This window comes from Actinophytocola sp. KF-1 (genome assembly GCF_054661535.1).
In genome coordinates this window covers 79,317-102,076 of sequence record NZ_BAAFVK010000016.1, presented here as the reverse complement: position 1 = coordinate 102,076, position 22,760 = coordinate 79,317, and the positions used below count along the sequence as shown (strand labels likewise).

Sequence of the window (22,760 nt, the reverse complement as noted above, 5' to 3'; positions counted from 1 at the left end):
AAACTGACAACTCGGTATGCGTGAGAGCGAGACTCGCGAGGTTCGGGGGCGGGTCAGGCACGGGTCAGGAGGTCGGTGGTCAGGCGTTCGTTGTCTCGGTTCTGGATGTCGGTGCTGCCGTGCAGGTGGGGGTGTTCCGGGGTGTGGCGGTTGTTGCGTTCCAGGCCGGCGATGACCAGGGCGACGATGATGGTGAAGACCAGGAGTTCCATGGCACTAAGTTTGCGCTCGATGCATTGCTGCCAACAGTGGCAGAACAGACCTTGTGCGACAAAATCCTGCCATCTACGCTGACGGCATGCTGAAGACCGTCGCCGCGATCGTGATCGAGCAGGCCGCGCCGTTCGAGTTCGGTGTCCTCTGCGAGGTGTTCGGGATCGACCGGACCGAGGAGGGCGTGCCCGCGTTCGAGTTCCTCGTCTGCGGTGAGCGGCCCGGCGAGCCACTGCCGATGAGCGTCGGCGCGCAGCTCATCCCCGAGCACGGGCTCGACGCCGTCGAGCGGGCCGACCTCGTCGCCGTGCCCGCGGCGACCCTGCGCGACGACTACCCGCCCGCCGTGCTCGACGCGCTCCGCAAGGCGCACGAGCGGGGCGCGACCCTGCTGTCGGTGTGCAGTGGCGCCTTCGTCCTCGGCTCGGCCGGGCTGCTCGACGACCGGCACTGCACCACCCACTGGCGGTACGGCAAGCAGCTTCTCGACCGCTTCCCGTCGGTCAAGCTCGACCCCGACGTCCTGTTCGTCGACGACGGCGACATCATCACCAGCGCGGGCACGGCCGCGGGCATCGACGCGTGCCTGCACCTCGTCCGCCGCGAGCTCGGCTCCAACGTCGCCAACGTGATCGCGCGCCGGATGGTCGTGCCGCCGCAGCGGGACGGCGGCCAGCGGCAGTACGTCGAGCTGCCGGTCCCCGAGTGCACCGCCGACAGCCTCTCGCCGCTGCTCACGTGGATGCTCGACAACCTGCGCACCGAGCACACGGTCGCCGAGCTGGCCCGCCACGCGCGGATGTCCGAGCGCACGTTCGCCCGCCGCTTCGTCGCGGAGACCGGCACCACGCCGAACAAGTGGCTGACGATGCAGCGCGTCCTGCGCGCGCGGCAGCTGCTCGAGGACACCGCGATGAGCGTCGAGGAGATCGCCGACGACTGCGGGTTCGGCTCCGCCGCGCTCATGCGCCACCACTTCAACAAGATCGTCGGCGTCGCGCCGAAGGACTACCGGCGCACGTTCGGGCCCGCGGCCGTCTGAGAACCGCTCGAGGCCGGCTCGGGAAACCTGGGCCCGGCGACCACCACCGGGTACAACTGGGGGGCGAATCCCAGAAAGGCCGGAACGGTGGTAGACCGCCAGGAACAGGTTGACGCCTACGTCGCGTCCTGGAACGAGTCCGATGTGGACAAGCGGTGGGCGCTCATCGTGCGCGCGTGGACCGAGGACGGCCGGTACGTCGCGGAGAGCTCCGACGTCACCGGGCACAGCGCCATCAACGACAACGTGGTGCGCATCCAGGAGAAGTACCCGAACCGGATCTTCTTCCGCACCAGCGACATCTTCACCCACAAGGACCGCGCCCGCTTCACCTGGGCCATGCTCGACCCGGCGGGCTCGGCCACGATCGGCGGCGTCGACTACGCCCTGTTCGCCGAGGACGGCAGGCTGCGCCGCGTCACGTGCGTGTACGACCGCAAGCCGCGCGCGGGCGAGCTGGACTAGCCGGCGGTGCACGCCAGTTCGAACCGCGCGCCGATGCGCGTCCAGATCTCGGCGGACCGGCGGAAAGCGGCGGCGTCGCCGGTCAGTCTGCCCCGCGCGCGTGCGACGCACGCGGCGGCCCAGTCGTTCTCCTCCGCCGTGTGTTCGGCTCGCGCCAGCAGGTCCTCCGCGCCGGGCAGGCGGGCGAGCACCGCCAGTTCCGCGCCCGCCGCGTGCGCGTACGCCCGGTACCACGGCTGGGCGAACTCGGCGAACGCGTTGCGCACCAGCCGATCCGCGCCGCTGAGCTGTCCGGTGTGGACGGCCAGCCGGGCCTCGACGAACGCGGTGGTCGCCGCGAGGCGCCGGGAGCGCGGGTCGGTGTTGCCCGCGAACTCCAGCGTGCGTGCTCGCCACAGCCCGTGGTCACCGCGCAGGCCGGTCGCCAGTTCCAGCAACTGCACCGACGGCGCGAGCCACGCGAGGCGCGGCGCCCCCGCGGCCCGCCACTCGGCGAACGCGCGCTCGCCGAGGTCGACGGCCTCGTCGAACCGCCCGGACAGCGTGAGCGGCGCCAGGTACTTGAGGAGTGACACGAACGGGTAGTCGCGGTTGACCGGGTCCTCCTCGGTGGCGCGCGCGGCGATGGCCAGCGCCCCCGGCAGGTCACCCACCGCGATGGCGCACAGCGACGCGGAGTGGAACAGGTCGAACATCTCGATGCCGTCGGCGGGCAGGTGCTTCGTGAGCAGGGGCTGCAGGTCCAGCCGCTCGCGGGCGATTCGGTAGGCCTTGCGCAGCCTGCCCTGGCGCGCGGCGGCCGAGCCGGCGCTGTCCAGGGCGCCCTGCAGCAGCGTCGGATCGCCCGCGTCCCGCGCGGCCTCGATCGCGGCGGCCGGGTCGGCGCCCGCCTGCCACGCCCGTGCGGTGGCGAGCACCGTCGCGTGCTCGCTGTCCGCGACCGGTGCCCGTGCCGCCCGCGCCAGCAGGTCCGCGCGGCGGGCCGTGGGCACCGGGTGGCGGAAGTCCCCGACGAAACGGGTTGCCAGGGTCACCGCCAGCGCCAGCATGACCGCCCGGTCCCGCTCGTCACCCGCGCGGTCGGCGCCGGCGAGCAGCAGGTCGAACGCGTCGTCGCCGTCGGCGAGGGACTGCGCGGCCTCCGACGCGCTGCGCAGGTCCCGGACGGCGTCGGCGGGCGTGGTGGCCCGCGCGGCCGCGGCGCGGTAGTGGGCACGGGACTCGACGAACGAGCCGCGGGCGAACGTCAGGTGGGCGAGTGCCCGTCCCAGCCGGTGCGCCACGGGATCCGGCTCGGCGGCGGTCCTGGCGAACGCGGCCCGCAGGTCGTCGACCACCTCGTCGTACCCGGACGCGCGGTCGTCCTCGTCGAGCCCACGCGCCAGCGCCACCGCGACCCGGCTCGCCCACGCCAGGTGCGCCAGCAGCACCTCGTCCCGGTCCTCGTCGGCGGCGAAGTGCTCCTGGGCGAACGCCCGGACCGTCTCCAGCAGCCGGTACCGGGTGCGGTCCGTGCCGCGCCGCACGACCAGGCTCTTCTCCACCAGCCTGCCGAGCAGGTGCGCGACCGTGCTCGGCCGCTCGCGGGGCGACACGGCCGCGGCGGCGTCGAGGTCGAAGCCCGCGGCGAACACCGCGAGCCGCCGGAACAACGCGCGTTCCCCGGGCGCCAGCAGGTCGTAGCTCCACCCGAGCACGTCGGACAGCGAGTGGTGCCGTGCCGCGCCGCCGCGGGCGCCGACCACCGCCCGCAGCCGGTCGTCGAGCGCGGTGAGCAACCCGTCGACGCCGATGGCGGCGGCCCGCGCGGCCGCCAGCTCGATGGCCAGCGGCAGCCCGTCGAGCCGCGCGCACGCCTCGGTGACCAGCCCGGGCGCGGCGGTGAACGTGCGGTCGACACCGCGGGCCCGGTCGAGGAACAGGGTCTCGGCGGCGGAGCCGAGCGGCAACGGCGGCACCGCGTGGGCTTCCTCGCCCGCGATGCCGAGCCGTTCGCGGCTGGTCGCGAGGATCCGCAGCCGCCCGCCCGTGCGCAGCAGGGCCTCGACGAGGCCGCCGACCTCGTCGAGCACGTGCTCGCAGTTGTCCAGCACCAGCAGCACCGCGCGCCCGCGCACCCGGTCGGCGACGCTGTCGAGCAGCGGCCGGGGCGGGCGTTCGGTGACGCCGAGCGCGCCCGCCGCGGCGGCCACGACCTGCCCCGGCGGGACCGGCACGAGGTCGAGGTACACCACGCCTGCCGAGAACCGGGCGGTGACGCCGGCGGCCGCGGTGACGGCGAGCCGGGTCTTGCCCACCCCGCCCGGCCCCGTGAGGGTCACCAGCCTGCTGGTCTCCAGGGCCGTCCGCACGGCGTCGAGCTCGCCGTCGCGGCCGACGAAACTGGTCCTGGCCGCCGGCAGCACCGCGTCGTCGGAGCGCGCGCCCAGTTCAGCCGCCTCGGCGGCGAGCGCGGCGAGCTGCCTGCGGTCGCCCGCGCCGGACTTGCGCAGCAGCGCCGACACGTGGCTCTCCACCGTGCGCGCCGAGATGTGCAGGCGGGCGGCGATCTGGGCGTTCGTCAGGTGCTCGCCGACAGCCGCCAGCACCTCGGCCTCCCTGGCCGAGATGTCCTGCCACGGCAGCGGCCCCACACCGCCATGATTCCGTACCCGGTCCGTGGTGGGCACGGATGCCCCCGGCGGGTCCCGCGGCGCAGGCTTGTCCCCACGGACAGGCCGACCACCAGGAGAAACACCATGCGACGCATCATCAACTCGACGTACATCTCACTCGACGGCGTGATCGAGACCCCGCACCACTGGCCGTCCAGCGGCCCCGACGGCGGCAAGGGCGAGGCCGTGCAGACGGAGCTGCTGCTCTCGTGCGACGCGCTCATCATGGGCAGGCACACCTACGACGGCTTCGCCTCCGTGTGGCCGACCAGGTCGGGTGACCCGGTGAGCGACCACATCAACGCCATGGCCAAGTACGTGGTGTCCTCGACCCTCACCGACCCCGAGTGGCACAACACGACGGTCATCGACACCGACCCGGTGGCCGCGATCGAGCGGCTGAAGAACGAGCCGGGGAAGGACATCGTCCAGTACGGCTTCGGGCAGCTCACCCACACCCTGCTGGACCACGGCCTCGTCGACGAGATCCGCCTGTGGTTCCACCCGCTGCTCGTCCGCGCCGGCAGCCCGCAGGACCTGCTGTTCCGCGAAGGCTCCCTCACCCAGCTCGCACTGGACTCGGTGACCACGCTCGACTCGGGCATCGTGATCCTCGGCTACCAGGTCCGCTGATGGACTACCGCCGGTTCGCCAGGAGGCTGACCATGCCCGACGGTGTCACGGCCCCGGCGGAGCCTGGCCGACGACGTGGGGCACGGACCCGTACTTCTCCAACCGGCGGCTCCCCGCCTGACACCGGTCAGGCGGCCAGCGCCATCGAGTGCGCGGCCAGCACGCGCACGGCGGCGGGCACCACGTCCACTGTGTACTCGCCGCGGTCCAGCGGCAGCACCTCGCCGTCGTGTTCGAACCACAGTGGACGGCCGTCGGTGCGTTCGATCCGCACCGAGCGGCCGCGTTCGTACACCACGCCGGGACGGCCCAGGTGGGCGCCGGTGCGGGTCAGCTCCATCATCTCGGCCGGCGAGTGCGCGCCGTCGAGCACGCACACGTCGAGCAGGCCGTCGTCCTGCACCGAGCGGGGGAGCAGTTCGAAGTAGCCGCCCCGGAAGCGGCTGCCGCCCACGTTCACGAGCAGCGTCGGTCCGGTGTGGACGACGCGGCCGTCGACGGTCACCCGGCCCGGGTACGGCCGGTGGCGCGGGATGAGGCCGACCAGTGCGGCATGGTAGCGGGCGGGGCCCGCGTGGGAGGTGAACGCGCGCGCCTCGTGGATGGCACGGGCCGAGAACCCGGCGCTGGCGCCCGCGAACACCATCCGGTCGCCGATCCTGGCGAGGTCGAGCCGCCGCGTCGACGGCGACCGCAGCACCTCCTCCACTGTGGACTGCCAGGGTGCCGTGCCGAAGAGCGTGTGGTAGCAGGAGTTCGCGGTACCGGCGGGCACGATCAGCATGGCGGCACGCGACCACCCGGTCGCCAGCCCGGCGGCCACGTCCCGCGCCGTCCCGTCGCCGCCGACCGCCACCAGCACGTCGTCGGCGCAGGACTCCGCGATCCGGAACGCGTCACCCGGCCCGGTCGTCCACCGGACGGACACCCGGCTCACCTGACGTCTGGCGACCCGCACGACCTCCCACACCAGCGCGGGTGTCACCGACCCGGCGGCCGGGTTGGCGACGATCAGGACGCGAGCGGCACCCATGCCTCGGCCACCTCCTCCTGGTACAGCAGCCGCAGGTCGGCCGTGCACACCGGCCACCGCTCGCCCTCGACCTCGACGGCCACCGCCAGCACGGCCTCGGTGAACCCGCGTGCCCGGGGCGTCGCCGACGTCAGGTCCGCCACGACCCGCACCCGCGCGCCGACCGGCACGGGCGACGCGAACCGCACCCGGTCGAAACCCTTGTGCACGACCACGGACGCGCCGTCGACCGCGAACACCTCGTTCAGCAGGGGGACGATGAGGGACAGCGTGTACATCCCGTGGACGACCGGGCCGCCGAACGGTCCCGACCGCGCGCGCCGGGGATCGATGTGGATCCACTGCAGGTCACCGGTCAGCGCGGCGAACACGTCGACGTCGTGCTGTGTCACCGCCTGGTACGGCGAGGCGCCCAGCGTCGTGCCCGCCGCGCCGACCAGCTCACCCGGTGTGGAGAACGTCCTCATGACCTCGCCGCCTCGCTGACCTCGCCGAGGTAGCGCGCCACCTCCCGGTAGGAGGCCAGCACACCGACCTCGCAGTACGGAATCCCGTGCTCGTCGCAGTACCTCCGAACGATAGGCCGCGCCGACCGCAAGTTCGCTCGAGCCATGCTAGGAAAAAGGTGGTGTTCGATCTGGTAGTTCAGCCCGCCGAACGCGAAGTCGGTGCACCGGCCGGGGCGGATGTTGCGGGACGTCAGCACCTGCCGGTGCAGCCAGTCGAGCGAGGTGGTCGACCGGTACACGGGCATGCCCTTGTGGTTGGGCGCGAACACGGCACCGAGGTAGAACCCGAACACGGTCTGGCTGACCAGCACGAACACGACCGCCTGCCAGAACGGCAAGAGCCAGAAGACCGCGGTGAGCACCAGGACGCCGTGCAGCAGCACGAGACCCAGTTCGAGCCACGGCCGCCGCAGCGCCCCGGCCCGCGCGGTCTGGAAGCCCGCCATGTGCACCCGCCACGCCTCCTGTGCGAGCAGCACGAAGAACATCACCGACTGGAACCGGATCACGAACCGGCGGAACGGGGTGCGCGCCTTCGCGGGCAGCTCGGACGGGTCGAAGATGACCTGCCTGCGCACGGTGTCCGGGTCGCGGTCGAGGTTGTTCGGGTCGCTGTGGTGCCGGTCGTGGTGGCCGACCCACCACCCGTACGAGGCGCCGATCAGCAGGTTCAGGTGGATCAGCCCGAGCACGTACCTCGGCCACCGGCGCCGCGTCACCTGCCGGTGCCCGACGTCGTGGCCGAGGAACCCGGACTGCACGAACGACAACCCGAGCGCCACCGCGACGAGCACCTGCCACCACGAGTCGCCGACCAGGAAGAACACCGTCCACACCGCCGCGGACAGCAGCAGGTTCGACGCGATCTTCCACGCGTAGTAGTCCGGCCGCGGCGCCATCAGCCCGGCGTCGTGGACCAGGGCGGACAGCTCGCGGTACGTGCCCGTCGGCGAGATGGTGATCATGCCGCAGTCAGCACCAGCACCGCGTTCTGGCCGCCGAAGCCGAACGAGTTGCTCGTCGCCGCGTTCACCGGCATGCGGCGCGGCTTGCCGCGGACCACGTCGACGTCGACCGCCGGGTCCTGGCTGTCCAGGTTGGCGGTCGGCGGCACCATGTTCTGCTCGATCGACAGCACCGCGCACGCCGCCTCGATCGCGCCCGCCGCGCCCAGCGAGTGCCCGGTGACGCCCTTCACCGAGGTCACCGCGGGTTTGTCGCCGAACATCCGCCGCAGCACCTTCGCCTCCACGGCGTCGTTCAACGGCGTCGACGTGCCGTGCGCGTTCACGTGGTCCACATCGGACGGACCGAGCCCGGCGTCCGCGAGTGCCGCGCCGATCGCGGCGGACACCCCGGCGCCGGTCGGGTCCGGCGCGGTCGCGTGGTGGGCGTCGGCGGACGCGCCGTACCCGCTGACCCGCGCGCGGATCCGCGCCCCGCGTGCCTCCGCGTGCTCGACCCGCTCCAGCACGAGGATGCCGGCGCCCTCCGCGGCGACGAACCCGTCGCGGTCGGCGTCGAAGGGCCGGGACGCCGTCGCCGGGTCGTCGACGCGCCCGGACAGCGCGCCCATGCGCGTGAACCCGGCGAGGATCGGCCTGGTGAGGCCCGCTTCCGCGCCGCCCGCGATCACGATGTCGCACCGGCCGGTCCGCAGCAGGTCACGGGCGGTGCCGATGGCGGTCGTCGCCGACGCGCACGCGGTGGTGGTGACCAGGTTCGGCCCCTGCGCGCCGCAGTCGATCGCGATGTAGCCGGCGACCATGTTGACGCCCATCATCGGGATGAGCATCGACGACATCCGCCCGGCGCCCTCGGCCAGCATCGTGTTGTGCTGCCGTTCGAACGTGCCGATGCCGCCGAGCGCGTTGCCCATCACGACGCCGACGCGGGTGCCGTCCCACTCCTCCGGGTCGAGGCCCGCGTCGGCGACGGCCTCGCGCGCGGCGACGAGCGCGAGGTGGACGTACCGGTCGAGCCGCCACGCCGTGCGCCTGCCGAGCAGCTCGTCGGCGTCGAAACCCGGGACCCGGCAGGTGAAGTCGACCGGCATGCCCTCGAGTTCCTCGTCGTACGCGGCGGTGGGCTCGCCCTTGCAGATCCGGCGCCAGCTCTCGTCGACGCCGATCCCGGCCGGGGTCACCAGGCCGAGCCCGGTGACCGCCGCGTGGAAGTCGTCAGACATCGCCCGGCACGCCCTTCGCCCCGAGTAAGGCCAGCGCGTCCTCGACCGTCGCGTGGGGCGAGACCTCGTCCTCGCCGATCGGGACGCCGAACTCCTTCTCGGCGACCAGTGCGAACTCCACGATCGCGAGCGAGTCGAGGTCCAGCTCCGCGAACGTGACGTCCGGGCGCACCTCACCCTCCTCGACGCCGAAGTAGGTGACCAGGATCGTCGAGAGCCGGGAAAACGCGGACATGGCGGACCCTCCTTTCCTCACATGGCCTCGATGTCGGGCCAGCGCAGTACCGTCGCACCCCAGGTGAGCCCGCCGCCGAACGCGCCGAGCAGCACCCGCTGCCCGGCCCGCAGCTCGCCGCTCTCGCACGCCGACGCCATCGCGAGCGGCACGGACGCGGCGGCGGTGTTGCCGACCTCGCCGATGTTGCGGACGAACTTGGCGACCGGCTGGCCGAGCATGTCGGCGACCCCGTTGACGATCCGGACGTTCGCCTGGTGGATCACGAACCTGTCCACGTCCCGCAGCCCCAGACCGGCCTTGCGCAGCACGTTCTGGGCGGACCCGGACATCTGGAAGATCGCCTTGCGGAACACGGCCTTGCCCTCCATGTGGAAGAACTCCGTGCCCGGTGCCGGCGGCTCGTGCGTGGACCGCTGCCGCGAACCACCCGACGGCACCCTGATCAGGTCGGCGTCCTGGCCGTCGCTGCCGAGGTCGAACGGGCCGAGCGCGCCCAGCTCGTACGGCGCGCCCGCCCGCAGCACGACCGCGCCCGCGCCGTCGCCGAAGATCGCCGCGGTGGTGCGGGAGTCGGGGTCGACGATCGTGGAGAACGTGTCGGCGCCGATCACCAGCACGCGCTCCGCGACGCCGGTGGCGATGAGGCCGGCGCCGGAGGCGAGCCCGTACAGGAAGCCGGTGCACACCGCGTTGACGTCGAACGCGGCCACCCGCTCCAGCCCGATCCGGTGCGCCACCTCGGGCGCGGTGGCCGGGCACGGGTGGTCCGGTGTGGTGGTGGCGAGCACGACCGCGTCGACGTGGTCGAGGTTCGCCGACTTCAGCGCCCGCTGCCCCGCCTCCACCGCGAGGTCCGACGTGGACACACCGGGGTCGACGACGCGGCGCTCGTGGATGCCGGTGCGGCCGCGGATCCACTCCTCCGAGGTGTCCAACCGGGACGCGATGTCGGCGTTGGTGACCACGCGCGACGGCAGCCACGTGCCCAGCCCGCAGAGCACGGCGGACGTGCCCTGCCCGGGCGGCGGCGTGTCGGGGAACGGGAGGACCCTGGCCGGTTCGGTCATGACAGCGCCCCCTCGAGCCCGATGTACGCCAGCCGGGACTCCCGCATCTCGCGCGACCACTCGTCCGCCATGGCCTGCCGCTCCTCGGGTGACGTGTCGACAAGTCGCCTGCCGGGCCACACCTCGTGGTCCCCGACGAGGTCCGCGTGCTGCTCCAGTCCCTTCTGGAACAGGAGTTCGCGGCGGTGCACCATGTCGTGCACGGGCAGCACCGTCCACATGCGCATCCCCGCCGCGATCAGCGACGCGACCCGGTCGCGGTCCTCCGGGTGCTCGGCCAGGTGCCGCTTCGCGATGGCCGCGCCGACCGTCAGGTGCCGGATCTCGTCGACGCCCGCGCCGCGGTCGATCTCCGCGGCGGCCGGGTCGAGCGGGCGCCACTTGCGTTCGGACAGCTCGGCGGCGGGGGCGAGCGCGCCCTCCAGGATGATCGCCATCGTGACCACGCCGCCGACGAAGTCCGCGTTGTCGCGCATGACCTCGAGGCCGAACTCCTCCAGCGGGTCGAGGATCGCGCGGACGTCGGCCGCCGCCGCGGTGTGCAGCGTCTCCGGCGGGAACCCCAGCGCGGTCAGGTGGTTGCGGAACACCATCGCGTGCCGTGCCTCGTCGAGCACCTGCGTCGCGTAGAACTCCATGGTCGCGGTGGTCGGCGCGATCGCGACCAGGTAGGCGAGTGCCCGCGCGGCCTTGTCCTCGGCCAGCGACCGGAACGCGTACTCCTGCGCGAGCGCGTCCCGCAACGGACCGGGTTCGAGCATGTGCCGCGGCGGGGTGAGCGCGGGGTCGTGCCCGTCCACCGGCATCCCCCGCGGCACCTCGCGCAGCCAGTACCGGAGGTCGCGTTCCTCGGCGGTCGCCGTCAAGCTCATCGCGCCGGCCAGAAGACCGCTCTCCGGCATCACGACGCCACCGCCTCGGCCGTGAACCGGACGTACGCGGGGTGCGGCGCGGGCTCGAACGACACCGCGAACGGCTTGAGGGTGTTGCCGAACAGGGCGCGGTCGCCGAACAGGTGGATCGGGATCGCGAGCAGCGCCCACTCCCAGCCGGACACCAGCACCCAGACGCCGATCACCACGAACTGCGTCGAGAACGTGTGCATGGTGTTGTACAGCACGTAGTAGACCTTCGGGATGCGCTTGGTGGGCGAGCGGTGGAACGCGAGCGCGCCGGGGACGTACCCGATCAGGTCGATGTAGACGAACAGCAGCACGGCGGGCAGCCACCGCACGTCGTGGAGGTGGAGGACGAACAGCGTCAGGCACACGCCCAGCGCGATCAGGTTCTCCAGGCGCATCAACAGGTGCGTGGTCCTGGTGTCGAAGCGGTTGACCGCGTCCACGTCACGCCGCCCTTCCCAGGTCGGTGAGCGCCTCGCCGCCCTCGAGGACGGTGACCGCGCCGAACAGTCCACGGAGGACGTCGCACACCACCCGCTTGATCACGCGCTCGGCGATCGGGTCCATGAGCCCGGCCATCGACTCGATGCCGAAGTCCCAGGCGACCTCGAACGTCACGTGCGCGCCGCCGATGACCGGGCGCAGCCGCCACGAGCCGTGGAACTCGGCGAAGTCCCCGTCGGTCTGCGCGAAGTCGATCCGGAGGTCCGCTGTGGACACCGTGTCGGTCTCGTGCCAGCGCAGCACGCCGCGCCGGAAGTTCACCACCCAGTCCGAGCCGCCGTCGCCGCTCGTCACCGCGCGGACGTCCGGCGCGAGGTCCGGGAACCGGGTGAAGTCGGCGATCTCGGTGAGCGCCGCGGCCACGTCGCCGGTGCGGACGCGGACCTTGATACTGGTAGCGCGCATGCTTCCTCCCTCTACAGCAACGCCCGCGCGGCGCGGTCGAACGCGTCGAGCAGGAACTGGACCTCGCGGTCGTCGAGCACGGCCGGCGGCGTGAGGCGCAGGACCCGGTCGGCGTTCAGCGAGTGGTTCGCGATCACCCCGGCCGCCACCAGCTCCAGCAGCAGCTCGCCCGCGAGCCCGTCGATCGCGAGCTCGATCCCGATCAGCAACCCGGCGCCGCGCACGGTGACGAGGTCGCCGAACCGGTCGTGCAGCAGGCGGCCCAGCTCGTCGTGCAGCAGGCGGCCGAGCCGGCCGGCCCGCGACACCAGGTCGTCCTCGCGGATGGCCGCGAGCGCGCCGCGGACGGCGGCCATGCCGAGCGGGTAACCGGAGAACGTCGACGTGTGGATGAACGGGTCGCGGTCGAACGGCGCGAACGCCGCCTCGGTCGCGACCAGCGCGGACACCGGCACGACCCCGCCGCCGAGCGCCTTGCCTGCCAGCAGCACGTCCGGCACCACACCCTCGCGGTCGGCCCCCCACCACGTGCCGAGCCGCCCGAGCCCGGTCTGGACCTCGTCGAGCACGAGGAACGCGCCGTGCCGCCCGCACAGCTCCGCGACCCGGCCGAGGTAGCCCTCGGGCGGGACGACCACCCCGGCCTCGCCCTGCACCGGTTCCACGACCACGCACACGGTGCCGTCGTCGTGCCTGGTCAGCTCGTCGGCCAGCGCGAGGTGGTCGCCGAACGGCACGTGCGAGACGGCAGGCAGCAGCGGCTGGAACGGGCGCTGGAAGAGCGGTTTCCCGGTCACCGACAACGCGCCGAGCGTCTTGCCGTGGTACCCGTTCACCATGCCGACGACGTGCCGCTTCCCGTTGGCGCGCGCCAGTTTCAGCGCGGCCTCGACGGCCTCGGTGCCGCTGCACGCGAAGTGCACGCGGTCCAGCCCCGGCGGCGTGACGGCCGCCAGGTCCTCGGCGGCGAGCCCCGCCTGCGGTTCCAGCAGGAGCCGGGTGGCGACCGGGTTGCGGTCGAGCTGCGCGTGCACCTCGGCCAGCACGCGCGGGTGCCGGGCGCCGGTGATGAACACGCCGTAGCCGCCGCAGTTCAGCAGCTCCCGGCCGGCCCTGGTCCGGACCCAGGCGCCGCTGGCGTGCACCTCGACGTCGCCGCCGAACACCTCGCCGAGCGCCGCGCGGCCGCTCGACAGGTGCCGCCGGTACCTGCCGAGCGTCAGGTCCTGAGTGGACACGTCCATCAGGCGACCACCATCGGGTAGCCCTGGTAGTAGTCGAGCAGCCCGCCCGCGGTGCTCGCGCGCGACGGCGGGTGGAACGCGATGGCCTGGGACGCCGCCGCCAGGTACGCCACGTCGCTCGAACCGATGAACGCCATGCCGCCGAGCAGCTCCACGGCCTGGTTGACGGCCGCCATGATCGCGTCCTGTACCGCGTACCGGGTGACCAGCGACGACGCGAGCGCGTCGTTGTCGGTCTCGCCGTCCATGATCCGCCTGGCGAGGCCCTCGGTCAGCGCCGCCGCCGACTCGATCCGCACGGCCAGCGCGGCGCGGTCGGTGACGCTGCCGCGTGCCCGGCTCAGCACCCGCTCGACCAGCGCGGACGCGATGCCGGTGTAGGTCGCGCACACGGTCATCTGGAACCAGATCAGCCCGACCGTGGTCAGCCGCGTCATCGCGTCCGCCAGCGCGGGGTCGGGCGCGATGATCTGGTCCGGCGTCACGAGCACGTCGGTCAGCCGCACCTCGTTGCTCTCCGCGCCCGCGAGCGCGAACGTCGACCAGAACGGGTGAATCGAGACACCGGGCGTGTCCGCGGGCAGCATCAGCAGGCCCATCGCCGAGGTGCCGTCGGGTTGCGGGACGGCGACGCTCGCGGTGAGCAGGTCCATCGACTTCGACAAGCTGCACGGCTTCTTCGACCCGTTCACCACGTACCCGCCCGGCACCTCCTCCGCGCGCATGGTCGGCGACAGGATCCCTTGTGCCGTACGGCCTTCCGCGAACCCGGACGCCACCAGCAGCCGCTCGTCGACGACCCGCCTGAGCAGCAGGTCCTCCAGCCCGGACTCGTCGACCAGCTCCGCGACCGCGAACAGCGTGCCGAGCGAGAAGTGGTGCATCATCGTGGCGACCGTCATCGACGGCGCCTGCGCGGCGAGCGCGCGGATCACCCTGGCGGCGTCCAGCGGGGACGCGTCGAGGCCGCCGTAGCTCTCCGGCACCATCAGGTTGGTGCCCGCGTGCGCGCGGAAGATCTCGATCGCCGGGCTGTCGTCGGCCTCCAGCTCGGCGAGCGGCAGCTCCGCCAGCTGCTGTCGCAGCCCCGGCAGGAGCTTGTCGCAGGCGTTGCGGTCCGCCTCCATGAACTGCATGTCAGTCTCCCTTCAACAGCTGGTCGTACGCGCCGAACACCGCGTCGCGGGGCCGTACCCCGGTCGCCACGGACACGCCCTGCAGGTGCGAGCTGCGCAGCACCGGGTAGTTGGCCTCGCCGAACGCGCCGCCGGTCAGGCCGGTGCCGCCGTGCGTCGGCAGCCACGGCAGGAAGCCGATGTGCGAGTCGTTGACCTTCAGCACGCCGCCGTTGCGGGTGTGCGCCACGAAGCGTTCGATCACCCGCTCGTCCCGCGCCCACAGCGAGTTGCGCAGGCCGTACGGGTTCGCGTTGACGTACGCCAGGTAGTCGTCGAGCCGGTCGGTCGCCGGGACGATCACGGGCAGCAGCGGGAAGAACGTCTCGGACCGCACGGCGTCGATCTCGCGGGCACGCGCGAACCCGTCGACCCGCAGGACGGTCGGCTCCAGGAACGGGCCGGTGTCGCTCGGTTCGCCGTCGACCTCCAGCCGGCGGGCGCCGTGCACGAGTGCCGCGCCGTGGTCGAGCGCGTCGCGGACGTGCGCGAAGAAGCGCTCGCTGCGCAGCACGGGGGACAGCAGCACGCCGTCCTCGTCCGGGTAACCGGGGCGGATCCGCGCGGCGGCCTCGGCCAGCCGCGCGCACAGCTCGTCGGCGACGGCCGGGTGCGCGACCACCTGGTTGGGCACCATGCAGATCTGCCCGGACCCGTAGAAGCTCTCGGTGAGCGCGTCCACCGCGCCGTCGAGGTCCGCGTCCGCCCACACGACCACGCAGTCGTTGCCCGCCAGCTCCAGGATCGGCTTCTTGCCCCTGGCCACGCACTCGCGCTCCAGCTCGAGCCCGCGTTCGACGTCGCCGGTGTAGAAGATGTCGTCGACGTCGGGGCTGTCGAGCCAGGCCCGCAGCGTCGGACCGGGACGGGCGCAGAAGAAGTTGAGGACCCCGGCCGGGGCGTCCAGTTCCGCCAGCGCGGGCACCACCAGCTCCTGGAGCGCGTACATCACGCCGAGCGGGGCGCTGCGCGGCGCGCGCACGACGACCGCGTTGCCGGAGATCAACGGCGTGATGCCGAACAACGCGGACGCGGCGGGCGCGTTCTGCGGCGGGTGCACGCACACCACGCCGTCCGCGACCCGGCGGACGATCAGCCTGCGGTCGCCGACGACGCGCTCCTGGTGCAGCTGCTCCGCGCAGTAGCCGAGGGTCTCGTCGCTGAACAGCTCCAGCAGCCCGGCCACCTGCCACCGCGCCAGGGCACGCGGGCTGCCCTCGGCGACGAGCACGTCGACGAGCGCGGAGTGCTTGTCCCGCAACCGGTCCCGGATGAGGGTGCCCAGCCGCAGGCGCGTCGCGAGCGGGGTCGCCGCCCACACCGGTGCCGCCGCGGCCGCCGCTTTCGTCGCCGCGGCAACGGTTTCCGCGTCGGCGACGCACACCCGGCCGACGACGTCGTCGGCGTCCCCGTCGGGGCCCTGCTCGAGCCTGCGCTTGAGCGTGAGGCCCGCGAACACGTCGGCGAGCAGCGCCCGCGTGCTGACCGTGTAGAGGTACCGGCCGGAGTCCACGTGGGCGCCACCGACGTACGAGACATGGGTGAGCGGCACGATTTCGAGTCTGACAACGAATGCTGATGGGGTGCTGACACGCGCCTAAAGGAAATGCGTGCACTGCTCGGGGATCGCTCATAATCGAGTCGGCACCTGCGGCACGACCTGCGGTGACGTGACCATATCAGGCGAAATCGGGTGGTGGATCAAGGATGGGCACAAAAGCGGTGGAAACGGTGTCACCCGCGCTGCTGGAAACGTATTCGGACAATCCGAGCGCTTTTCTCGCGTTGAATGCGGGCAATCACCACTTCACGGCGCCGGGTCTCGACGGCGTGGTCACCTACCGGGTGTCGGGCAGGCGGCTGGTGCAGTTCGGCGGCCCGGCCGGCCCGGACGCGGCCGCGCTGCTGGCCCGGTTCGGCGCCTTCGCGCGGGCGCAGCGCAGGCGGGTCGTGGCGATCCAGGTGCAGGCGCACGACGTGCCCGTGTACGAGGCCGCCGGTTACACGGTGAACCAGGTCGGCGCGTCGTACGCGCTGGACCTGGACCGGTTCACGACGAGCGGCAAGCGGTTCGTGAAGCTGCGCAACAAGATCGCGCGCGCGACACGGGCAGGCGTGGTCGTGCGGGAGGTGCCGCAGCCGGAGTGGGACGACCGGATGCGGGCGCTCGACGCGCGCTGGCTCGCGTCGAAGGGCAAGCACGCCAAGCCCCTCGAGTTCCTGGTGGGGGAGTACGGCGGGCCGCACCAGCACGCGCGGCGCCTGTTCGTCGCCACGATCGACGACGCGCTGGTGGGGTACGTGTCCTACGCGCCCGCGTACGGGTCGCGGCCCGGCTGGCTGCACGACCTGTCCCGCCGCGTCCCCGACGGCACGCCGGGGATCATGGAGGCGGTGAACGCGACCGCGATGGCGACGTTCCGCGCGGAGGGCGCGCGGTGGCTGCACTTCGGCTTCACCCCGTTCACCGGCCTGGCGCCGGAGTTCGGCACGGCCACGGAGAGCCGCTGGTTCCGCTGGCTGGTGCACCAGCTGGCCGCCCGCGGCGCGGCGGTGTACCCGGCCGCGAGCCAGCTCGCCTACAAGGAGAAATGGGCCCCGCACGCGGTCATCCCGGAGTACGTGGCCTTCGAGAACCACCCCTCGCTGTACGGCTTCCTGCACATCTTCAAGGCCGCCAACGCCCTCTGACCTCGCGAGTCACGCTCTCGCGCACACCGAGTCGTACGTTTCATGCAGACGGCATGTGCACGAAACGTACAACTCGGTGTGCCTGCGGGCGTGACTCGCGGTGTTGGAGAGCGTGACTCGCGGGTGGCTCGTGTGGGTGGGGGGTTGTCATCGTGGTGTCAGCGGGGTGTCCGAGCATCGTCGTCGGACGTCGAGGAGGTGGGGGCGATGGCAGACACGGTCATCTTCAAGCTGTTCGGTTCGGTGGGGCTGGTCAAGGACGGTCGGCTGGTCGCGATCCAGGGCGGCAGGCAGCGCACGCTGCTCGCCACCCTGCTGATCAATTCCGGCAAGGTGGTCACGAAAGAACAGTTCTTCGAGGAACTGTGGGAGGGGCGGCCGCTCGCGAAGGCCAACAACGCGCTGCAGGCGTTGATCACGAGATTGCGAAAATTGCTCAAGTCCACGTTCGGGGAGGACTTCGCGCGGGAACGGCTGGTGACATTGCCGACCGGGTACATCCTCCACGCGGAAACGGACGAAATCGACGCGAAGTTGTTCGAACACCTCGTCGCGTGCGCGCACGGCACCATCGCCGCGGACCCCGTGCGCGCCAGAGATCTCCTGCACGAGGCGCTCGAGCTGTGGGACGGCCCGGTGCTCGAAGGCGTGTCCGGCGGCCCGCTGTGCCACAGCTCGGTCCTGCATTACGAGGAGAGCAGGCTCGCGGCCATCGAGGACAAGTTCCACGCGTGCATCGTCGCCGGCATTCAGGGCGGTGTGATCAGCGAGCTCAAGAAAATGGCGATGCTCTACCCGTGGCGGGAACGGCTCGCGGAAATGCTGATGGTGGCGCTGTACCGATCCGGAAGGCAGGCGGACGCGCTGCGCGAGTACAACCTCGTGCGCCGCAGGCTCGTCGACGAACTCGGCATGGAGCCGTCCACGATGCTCCAGGACCGGATGCACGCGATCCTCAACCATGATCCATCACTTGACCTGATGCCACCGCGTGTCGTCGCGAGCCAGTAGTTGCCGGGTTAACGAGTAGCACGCTGCGTTGTTTTTGGCTCTGTTACGCCAAGTTCGGGTCGCTGTGGGTGACTGATCGCTGACGTCGGACTGACACATCCCGGATAAAAAGACCAAGCGGTCTGATTCCTATTGACAAACCGGGCGGTCGGTTTTGTAGTCTTGAGGAGTAGACGAGTAGATGTCGATCACCGGGTCGGCACTCCGTCACAGTCGCCCCACAGGAGAAGGACGTGGACATTGACGTTTTAGGGCCATTAGCCGCCCGCGAAAGTGGTGGCTCGATCGTGCCGACCGCGGCGAAACCGCGCAAGGTGCTCGCGATGCTGGCGGTGCACGCCGACCAGGTCGTGCCGATGGCGTCGCTGTTCGAGGAGCTGTGGGGAGAGGACATCCCGCGCAGTGCCAACACCACGGTGCAGACCTACATCCTGCACCTGCGCAACCTGATCGGCGCCGCGCTGGAGCAGTCGCCGACCGAAGGACCTGCCGACGCCAAGCGCGTGCTCGTCACCTACCCGGGTGGCTACCTCCTGGACACGATGGGCGGTCGCGTCGACGTCCGCGAGTTCGACCGGTTGGCCGCGTTGGGGCACCGCGCGCGTGAGCTGGGCGACTTCGAGGCCGCGTCCCGTCAGTTCAGCGAGGCGCTCGCCATCTGGCGGGGCCGGGCGCTCGTGGACGTCCAGACCGGGCCGCTGCTCGAGGTCGAGTCGCACCGGCTGGAGGAGGCCAGGCTCAACGTGCTGGACCGCCGCATCGACGCGGACCTGCGGCTGGGCAGGCACCACGAGATGCTCGGCGAGCTGGCGGGGCTCGTCGGCCGGTACCGCACGCACGAGGGGTTGCACGCGCACCTGATGCTGGCGCTGTACCGGTCCGGTCGCCGCGGTGAGGCGATCGACGTGTACCGCCGGATGCGCACGGGTCTGGTCAACGAGCTCGGTCTCGAGCCGTCGCCCAGCCTCCGCCGACTGCAGCACGCGATCCTGATGTCGGACCGGCGGCTCACCGAGTTCGGCAACAGCGAGACGGTGCTCGAACGGGCGGGATGAGAAGTTGGTGCCACCAATCAAACAACCGGAGTGGGGTGGCGGACATCGCGCCCTGCTCCGGTCGTCGTTTGTGGGCCGAGCGTCCTACGGTCCGCACCGGGCCGTGGGGCGTTGTCGTGGCGAAGCAGTCGAGGTCGGAGAACACGTGGTTGCACTTGGTGCGTTCCGCGGCTGAGTTGTTTGATCGTTTGGGGTTTTCCGGGGCGACGTTGGAGGATGTGTCGCGGTCGGCTGGGGTGACGAAGGGTGCGTTTTATTTTCATTTTTCGTCGAAGGACGAGTTGGGTGGGGCGATTCAGGCTGAGGCGTGTGGTTTGTTGCGTTCTGCGGTGTATGGGGTGGTGGGGGCTGGGTTGCCTGCGTTGCAGGCGTTGGTGGATTTGACGCATGAGTTGGCGTGGTGGTTGGAGTGTGAGCCGTTGGTGCGTGCGTCGTTCCGGACGGCTCGGGAGTGCGGCCATCGGGGCCGGCCATTCCTGGATTTCCACGAGGAATGGCTCGCCGCGGTGGAGTCGCTGCTGCGGCGTGCGCAGCGGGCGGGGGAGCTCGCGCCGGGTGTGGCGGTCGAGCACGCGGTCACGCTCGTGCTGACGGTGTCGGCGGGGCTGGAACTGCTGTGGTGGGCGAAGATCCGGTCCGGCGCCATGGGGGATAGCCTCACCGGGATGTGGTCACTCACGTTGCCCGGCCTCGCCGCGCCCGCGTTGGCGCCGCGGTTGCGGCCCGCGGGAACCAGCCGGACGGCGGGGTAGAAATGTCACTGATGTCCGGTATGTTCGTGGGTATGGCGAATCCCGCGTCCTCGGCTCCGTCGCGCTGGGCGTGACGGTGGCGAAGCAGTCGAGGTCGGAGAACACGCGGTTGCACTTGGTGCGTTCCGCGGCTGAGTTGTTTGATCGTTTGGGGTTTTCCGGGGCGACGTTGGAGGATGTGTCGCGGTCGGCTGGGGTGACGAAGGGTGCGTTTTATTTTCATTTTTCGTCGAAGGACGAGTTGGGTGGGGCGATTCAGGCTGAGGCGTGTGGTTTGTTGCGTTCTGCGGTGTATGGGGTGGTGGGGGCTGGGTTGCCTGCGTTGCAGGCGTTGGTGGATTTGACGCATGAGCTGGCGTGGTGGTTGGAGTGTGAGCCGTTGGTGCGTGCGTCGTTCCGGACGGCTCGGGAGTGCGGCCACCGGGGCCGCCCCTTCCTGGATTTCCACCAGGAGTGGCTCGCGGCGGTTGAAACGTTACTACTGGCGGCCGAACGCGCCGGTGATCTCCGCGCGGGCGTCGACGTCGAGGAGGCGGCCACGCTCGTCTTCGCGGTGTCGTCCGGGCTGGAGATGTTGTGGTGGAGCGGAATCCGGCACGGTGAGATCGCGCCTGCCGTCGAGGGCATGTGGCGCACGATGCTGCCGGGGATCGCGACACCCGCCGCGCTGGCGGCGGTCCGCCCGGAGGGGACGCAGCGGAAGTCAGGCGGCGAGTAGCGTCCGGTACCAGCCGACCGCGTCGCCGATCTCCTCGGTCGCCAGCACCGCGGGCGTGATGCCGAGGCTGCGCCAGATGCGCGTGCTCTCGTACCAGTGGTCCTCGGCGAGCAACGAGAACTGGTGGTCGGTCATGTGCGGGATGGCGGTCCGCGTCAGCTCGCGGTGCACCCCGGACGGCAGGTCGATGTCGGGCAGTTCGATCCCGAGCGGTGTGCACACCTTGTGCGCCATGGCGTGCACGCTCACCGGTCGCGGCTGGCTGACGTGGAACACCGCGCCCGGCCGTGGCCCCCACGGCAGCCGGGCCAGTGCGGCGGGCACCTTCGCGAGGTCCTGAATGGACACGATGGACATGAGCGCGGCGCCGCCGTCGATCCAGGCAGGCACCTTCTCGAGTAATCGCAACAGGTTCGGCACGAACCACCGGTCGCCGGGCCCGTAGGTGAGGTGCGGGCGCAGGACGATGCCGCCGACGGCACGCACGGCACGCTCGGCGGCGAGCTTGCTGCGGCTCGCGGCGGAGACGGGTGCGGGCGCGAGTAGTGACTCGGTCACGCCCTGGTGGATACCGTTGCCGTAGACGGAGGTCGTGCTGACGTAGATGACTCGCTTCGTGCCCGCGCGGCGCGCCTCGTCGAGGATGGCGAGCGTGCCGTCCGTGTTCACCGAGTCGCACTCGGCGATGTCGCGTCCGACGGTCGCGGCGAGGTGCACGAGGGTGGCGACGCCGTCGCACACGCCGCGCAGGCCGGACGGTGTGGCGAGGTCGCCGCGGATGCCGGTGACGCCGGCTTCGACCATCCAGGAAGGAAGTTCGACACGGCTCAGGACGCGGATCTCCGGGCGGGCGGGGGTATTGTCGGCGAGGAGGGCGCGCACGACGTGGGAGCCGACGAAGCCGGTCCCACCGGTCACCAAGATCGCGTTCCTGGGCATGTTGCCATCCTTCGAACTGCGTCGTTGTGAGGAAGAATACCTACCACCCGGTATTTTTTCGACCCCGTTCGTGTGAAATCTGGGCTAAGCTGAGGGCGGTTGGTCGGGTTTGGCGCGCGCGTCTCCGAGGCCCCGCGGGACCTGCTTCGGTGACGCCCTTCGCGGCTGGAGGCACGAGTTGGCACGGCAGGAACGAGCGGAACGCACGCGCAACGCGATCCTCGACGCGGCGGCTGCGGTCTTCGACGAGTACGGCTTCAACGGAGCCAGTCTGTCCGACATCCTGGCGAAGGCCGGGGTGACGAAGGGTGCCCTGTACTTCCACTTCTCGTCGAAGGAAGACCTCGCGCACGCGCTGGTGACCGAGCAGTTCATCGTCGGCCGGGCCCTGCCGACCGAAGCCCCCATCGGCATCCAGACCGCCATCGACCTGTGCCACGACATGGCGAACTCGTTGCGCACCAGCGTGCGCGTGCGGGCGAGCATCCGGCTCGTCATCGAGACCGGCACGTTCGCCGATCCCGCGCCCGATGCCTACACCGGCTGGATAGAGATCGTCCGCGGCTACATGGTGGCGGCCCAGGAACGCGGCGACCTCAAGGCGGACCTCGATCCGTACGTCATCGCCCGCTGGGTCATCGCCTCGTTCACCGGCATCCAGATCTCCTCGCAGGTGCTCTCCGGCCGCGAGGACATCCACGAGCGCGTCACCGAGATGTGGCGGATCGCGCTGCCCGGGTTGGTGCCGCCGCGGCGCGTCGCTCGGTTCGTGCCGTCCGGTACCGCCGGCTTCGGCGCGAAGGACATCGCCTGAGCCCACGCCGACCGGTTGGGCCGCGCAGCTTCGTGGGGGCGGTGCCCGCCGGGCTGGGCCATCTGCTCGCCGAGTTGCTCTCGCCGGGACTGATCCACCGCGTCTACGGTCGCGGACCGGTCCGCTGGGCTGGTCCGCCTCCGCGGGTACCGGGCTCCGGGTTGCCGGCTCTTCGCCGAGCTGCCGCTTCACCCGCGATCTGTCGTGAAGCGGGGGCGGAACCTCCGCTTGGCTCGTTTTGTTCGGTCTGACCGTCCGCGCCACCACCGCGCGGCGATTTGCGCTCGGTTCCGCGCCTATGGGTCATTAGAGCGTTTTGCGTGCTTTCCATCCCGCTACGCGGCAACCATGGGTTTTGTCGGGTTTTTCGGGTGCTCCACTTGCCTTTTACCGGTTGCCAGTTGGCGAAGAAATCGTCGCTCCAGGGATGGTCCAGCGGCGTTCGCGCAGCGTGGTGTATGGGTCGCCCTCCGCGATAGTCGCTGTTCGACGGCCCTACCCACTCCCT

Annotated in this window: 24 protein-coding genes; 9 read left to right on the top strand and 15 right to left on the bottom strand. The window is 71.2% G+C overall.

Translation table 11 applies throughout. The annotated features are described in order from the left end of the window. Positions 1-53: 53 nt before the first annotated feature. Positions 54-212, bottom strand: coding sequence for a hypothetical protein (locus ACYQ77_RS38190; protein ID WP_459720893.1), 159 nt, complete (start codon positions 210-212; stop codon positions 54-56). An 86-nt stretch (positions 213-298) separates the two neighbouring features. On the opposite strand from ACYQ77_RS38190, the gene ACYQ77_RS38185 reads away from it, so the two are divergent. Further along, complete coding sequence (locus tag ACYQ77_RS38185; protein ID WP_459720890.1) at positions 299-1,255, top strand: GlxA family transcriptional regulator; 957 nt, start codon at positions 299-301, stop codon at positions 1,253-1,255. Between the two features lie 87 nt (positions 1,256-1,342). Then, the gene (locus tag ACYQ77_RS38180) at positions 1,343-1,720 is read left to right on the top strand and encodes a hypothetical protein (protein WP_459720887.1); all 378 of its coding nucleotides are present in this window, start codon (positions 1,343-1,345) and stop codon (positions 1,718-1,720) included. On the opposite strand, the gene ACYQ77_RS38175 is transcribed toward ACYQ77_RS38180, so the two are convergent. Continuing rightward, positions 1,717-4,353, bottom strand: coding sequence for an ATP-binding protein (locus tag ACYQ77_RS38175; RefSeq protein WP_459720884.1), 2,637 nt, complete (start codon positions 4,351-4,353; stop codon positions 1,717-1,719). The genes ACYQ77_RS38180 and ACYQ77_RS38175 overlap by 4 nt on opposite strands. Positions 4,354-4,458: 105 nt before the next feature. On the opposite strand from ACYQ77_RS38175, the gene ACYQ77_RS38170 reads away from it, so the two are divergent. After that, on the top strand, positions 4,459-5,007 hold the full coding sequence (locus ACYQ77_RS38170; protein WP_459720881.1) for a dihydrofolate reductase family protein: 549 nt from the start codon (positions 4,459-4,461) through the stop codon (positions 5,005-5,007). Between the two features lie 127 nt (positions 5,008-5,134). Here the strand turns inward: ACYQ77_RS38170 and ACYQ77_RS38165 are convergent, their stop codons facing one another. The 12 genes from ACYQ77_RS38165 to ACYQ77_RS38110 are packed head-to-tail and all read right to left on the bottom strand — an operon-like array spanning position 5,135 to position 15,824. Continuing rightward, positions 5,135-6,040: a diacylglycerol/lipid kinase family protein gene (locus ACYQ77_RS38165; protein WP_459720879.1), complete on the bottom strand. Its 906-nt coding sequence runs from the start codon at positions 6,038-6,040 to the stop codon at positions 5,135-5,137. Further along, on the bottom strand, positions 6,019-6,507 hold the full coding sequence (locus ACYQ77_RS38160) for a MaoC family dehydratase (RefSeq protein WP_459720876.1): 489 nt from the start codon (positions 6,505-6,507) through the stop codon (positions 6,019-6,021). The genes ACYQ77_RS38165 and ACYQ77_RS38160 overlap by 22 nt, the downstream gene beginning before the upstream one ends. Further along, a complete protein-coding gene (locus tag ACYQ77_RS38155; RefSeq protein WP_459720875.1) occupies positions 6,504-7,514 on the bottom strand; it encodes a fatty acid desaturase family protein in 1,011 nt (336 codons plus the stop codon). Before ACYQ77_RS38155 ends, ACYQ77_RS38160 begins: the two co-directional genes overlap by 4 nt. Further along, entirely contained in the window at positions 7,511-8,737 is a 1,227-nt protein-coding gene (locus tag ACYQ77_RS38150) for a beta-ketoacyl-[acyl-carrier-protein] synthase family protein (protein WP_459720872.1), read from the bottom strand. The genes ACYQ77_RS38155 and ACYQ77_RS38150 overlap by 4 nt, the downstream gene beginning before the upstream one ends. Further along, positions 8,730-8,972, bottom strand: coding sequence for an acyl carrier protein (locus ACYQ77_RS38145; RefSeq protein WP_459720870.1), 243 nt, complete (start codon positions 8,970-8,972; stop codon positions 8,730-8,732). The genes ACYQ77_RS38150 and ACYQ77_RS38145 overlap by 8 nt, the downstream gene beginning before the upstream one ends. A 17-nt stretch (positions 8,973-8,989) precedes the next feature. Beyond that, complete coding sequence (locus tag ACYQ77_RS38140) at positions 8,990-10,042, bottom strand: beta-ketoacyl-ACP synthase III (RefSeq protein WP_459720868.1); 1,053 nt, start codon at positions 10,040-10,042, stop codon at positions 8,990-8,992. After that, positions 10,039-10,914: a ferritin family protein gene (locus ACYQ77_RS38135; protein ID WP_459720866.1), complete on the bottom strand. Its 876-nt coding sequence runs from the start codon at positions 10,912-10,914 to the stop codon at positions 10,039-10,041. The genes ACYQ77_RS38140 and ACYQ77_RS38135 overlap by 4 nt, the downstream gene beginning before the upstream one ends. A 29-nt stretch (positions 10,915-10,943) precedes the next feature. After that, on the bottom strand, positions 10,944-11,387 hold the full coding sequence (locus ACYQ77_RS38130) for a hypothetical protein (protein WP_459720864.1): 444 nt from the start codon (positions 11,385-11,387) through the stop codon (positions 10,944-10,946). A gap of 1 nt (position 11,388) precedes the next feature. After that, the gene (locus ACYQ77_RS38125) at positions 11,389-11,853 is read right to left on the bottom strand and encodes a type II toxin-antitoxin system RatA family toxin (protein ID WP_459720862.1); all 465 of its coding nucleotides are present in this window, start codon (positions 11,851-11,853) and stop codon (positions 11,389-11,391) included. A gap of 11 nt (positions 11,854-11,864) precedes the next feature. Beyond that, positions 11,865-13,097 carry an aspartate aminotransferase family protein gene (locus tag ACYQ77_RS38120; RefSeq protein WP_459720859.1) on the bottom strand — a complete coding sequence of 411 codons (1,233 nt, stop codon included), beginning with the start codon at positions 13,095-13,097 and terminating at the stop codon, positions 11,865-11,867. After that, positions 13,097-14,233 (bottom strand): acyl-CoA dehydrogenase family protein, encoded by a 1,137-nt coding sequence (locus tag ACYQ77_RS38115; RefSeq protein ID WP_459720857.1) that lies wholly within the window; start codon positions 14,231-14,233, stop codon positions 13,097-13,099. Before ACYQ77_RS38115 ends, ACYQ77_RS38120 begins: the two co-directional genes overlap by 1 nt. A gap of 1 nt (position 14,234) precedes the next feature. Beyond that, positions 14,235-15,824 carry an aldehyde dehydrogenase family protein gene (locus ACYQ77_RS38110; protein WP_459720854.1) on the bottom strand — a complete coding sequence of 530 codons (1,590 nt, stop codon included), beginning with the start codon at positions 15,822-15,824 and terminating at the stop codon, positions 14,235-14,237. A gap of 155 nt (positions 15,825-15,979) precedes the next feature. Here ACYQ77_RS38110 and ACYQ77_RS38105 point away from each other — a divergent pair, with 155 nt between their 5' ends. The 5 genes from ACYQ77_RS38105 to ACYQ77_RS38085 all read left to right on the top strand — a co-directional run bounded on the left by ACYQ77_RS38105 (position 15,980) and on the right by ACYQ77_RS38085 (position 20,499). Then, positions 15,980-16,963 carry a bifunctional lysylphosphatidylglycerol flippase/synthetase MprF gene (locus tag ACYQ77_RS38105; protein ID WP_459720851.1) on the top strand — a complete coding sequence of 328 codons (984 nt, stop codon included), beginning with the start codon at positions 15,980-15,982 and terminating at the stop codon, positions 16,961-16,963. A 207-nt stretch (positions 16,964-17,170) separates the two neighbouring features. Continuing rightward, positions 17,171-17,974 carry an AfsR/SARP family transcriptional regulator gene (locus ACYQ77_RS38100; RefSeq protein ID WP_459720849.1) on the top strand — a complete coding sequence of 268 codons (804 nt, stop codon included), beginning with the start codon at positions 17,171-17,173 and terminating at the stop codon, positions 17,972-17,974. A gap of 287 nt (positions 17,975-18,261) precedes the next feature. Beyond that, the gene (locus ACYQ77_RS38095) at positions 18,262-19,029 is read left to right on the top strand and encodes an AfsR/SARP family transcriptional regulator (protein WP_459720847.1); all 768 of its coding nucleotides are present in this window, start codon (positions 18,262-18,264) and stop codon (positions 19,027-19,029) included. Positions 19,030-19,145: 116 nt separating this feature from the next. Beyond that, entirely contained in the window at positions 19,146-19,781 is a 636-nt protein-coding gene (locus tag ACYQ77_RS38090) for a ScbR family autoregulator-binding transcription factor (protein ID WP_459720845.1), read from the top strand. A 70-nt stretch (positions 19,782-19,851) separates the two neighbouring features. Then, a complete protein-coding gene (locus tag ACYQ77_RS38085; protein ID WP_459720842.1) occupies positions 19,852-20,499 on the top strand; it encodes a ScbR family autoregulator-binding transcription factor in 648 nt (215 codons plus the stop codon). On the opposite strand, the gene ACYQ77_RS38080 is transcribed toward ACYQ77_RS38085, so the two are convergent. After that, entirely contained in the window at positions 20,485-21,438 is a 954-nt protein-coding gene (locus ACYQ77_RS38080) for an NAD-dependent epimerase/dehydratase family protein (protein WP_459720839.1), read from the bottom strand. The two genes, ACYQ77_RS38085 and ACYQ77_RS38080, sit on opposite strands and share 15 nt — an antisense overlap. A 178-nt stretch (positions 21,439-21,616) precedes the next feature. Between ACYQ77_RS38080 and ACYQ77_RS38075 the strand changes: the two genes are divergently transcribed. Next, entirely contained in the window at positions 21,617-22,252 is a 636-nt protein-coding gene (locus ACYQ77_RS38075) for a ScbR family autoregulator-binding transcription factor (protein ID WP_459720836.1), read from the top strand. The last annotated feature ends 508 nt before the right edge of the window (positions 22,253-22,760 follow it).

What these genes read in the sequence shown, in the direction of transcription:
- ACYQ77_RS38100 (WP_459720849.1), top strand. Translation starts at nt 17,171, where the DNA reads ATGGCAGACACGGTCATCTTCAAGCTGTTCGGTTCGGTGGGGCTGGTC.
- ACYQ77_RS38080 (WP_459720839.1), bottom strand. Translation starts at nt 21,438, where the DNA reads ATGCCCAGGAACGCGATCTTGGTGACCGGTGGGACCGGCTTCGTCGGC.
- ACYQ77_RS38185 (WP_459720890.1), top strand. Translation starts at nt 299, where the DNA reads ATGCTGAAGACCGTCGCCGCGATCGTGATCGAGCAGGCCGCGCCGTTC.
- ACYQ77_RS38120 (WP_459720859.1), bottom strand. Translation starts at nt 13,097, where the DNA reads ATGGACGTGTCCACTCAGGACCTGACGCTCGGCAGGTACCGGCGGCAC.
- ACYQ77_RS38170 (WP_459720881.1), top strand. Translation starts at nt 4,459, where the DNA reads ATGCGACGCATCATCAACTCGACGTACATCTCACTCGACGGCGTGATC.
- ACYQ77_RS38190 (WP_459720893.1), bottom strand. Translation starts at nt 212, where the DNA reads ATGGAACTCCTGGTCTTCACCATCATCGTCGCCCTGGTCATCGCCGGC.
- ACYQ77_RS38135 (WP_459720866.1), bottom strand. Translation starts at nt 10,914, where the DNA reads ATGAGCTTGACGGCGACCGCCGAGGAACGCGACCTCCGGTACTGGCTG.
- ACYQ77_RS38150 (WP_459720872.1), bottom strand. Translation starts at nt 8,737, where the DNA reads ATGTCTGACGACTTCCACGCGGCGGTCACCGGGCTCGGCCTGGTGACC.
- ACYQ77_RS38160 (WP_459720876.1), bottom strand. Translation starts at nt 6,507, where the DNA reads ATGAGGACGTTCTCCACACCGGGTGAGCTGGTCGGCGCGGCGGGCACG.
- ACYQ77_RS38165 (WP_459720879.1), bottom strand. Translation starts at nt 6,040, where the DNA reads ATGGGTGCCGCTCGCGTCCTGATCGTCGCCAACCCGGCCGCCGGGTCG.
- ACYQ77_RS38125 (WP_459720862.1), bottom strand. Translation starts at nt 11,853, where the DNA reads ATGCGCGCTACCAGTATCAAGGTCCGCGTCCGCACCGGCGACGTGGCC.
- ACYQ77_RS38140 (WP_459720868.1), bottom strand. Translation starts at nt 10,042, where the DNA reads ATGACCGAACCGGCCAGGGTCCTCCCGTTCCCCGACACGCCGCCGCCC.
- ACYQ77_RS38155 (WP_459720875.1), bottom strand. Translation starts at nt 7,514, where the DNA reads ATGATCACCATCTCGCCGACGGGCACGTACCGCGAGCTGTCCGCCCTG.
- ACYQ77_RS38115 (WP_459720857.1), bottom strand. Translation starts at nt 14,233, where the DNA reads ATGCAGTTCATGGAGGCGGACCGCAACGCCTGCGACAAGCTCCTGCCG.
- ACYQ77_RS38105 (WP_459720851.1), top strand. Translation starts at nt 15,980, where the DNA reads ATGGGCACAAAAGCGGTGGAAACGGTGTCACCCGCGCTGCTGGAAACG.
- ACYQ77_RS38145 (WP_459720870.1), bottom strand. Translation starts at nt 8,972, where the DNA reads ATGTCCGCGTTTTCCCGGCTCTCGACGATCCTGGTCACCTACTTCGGC.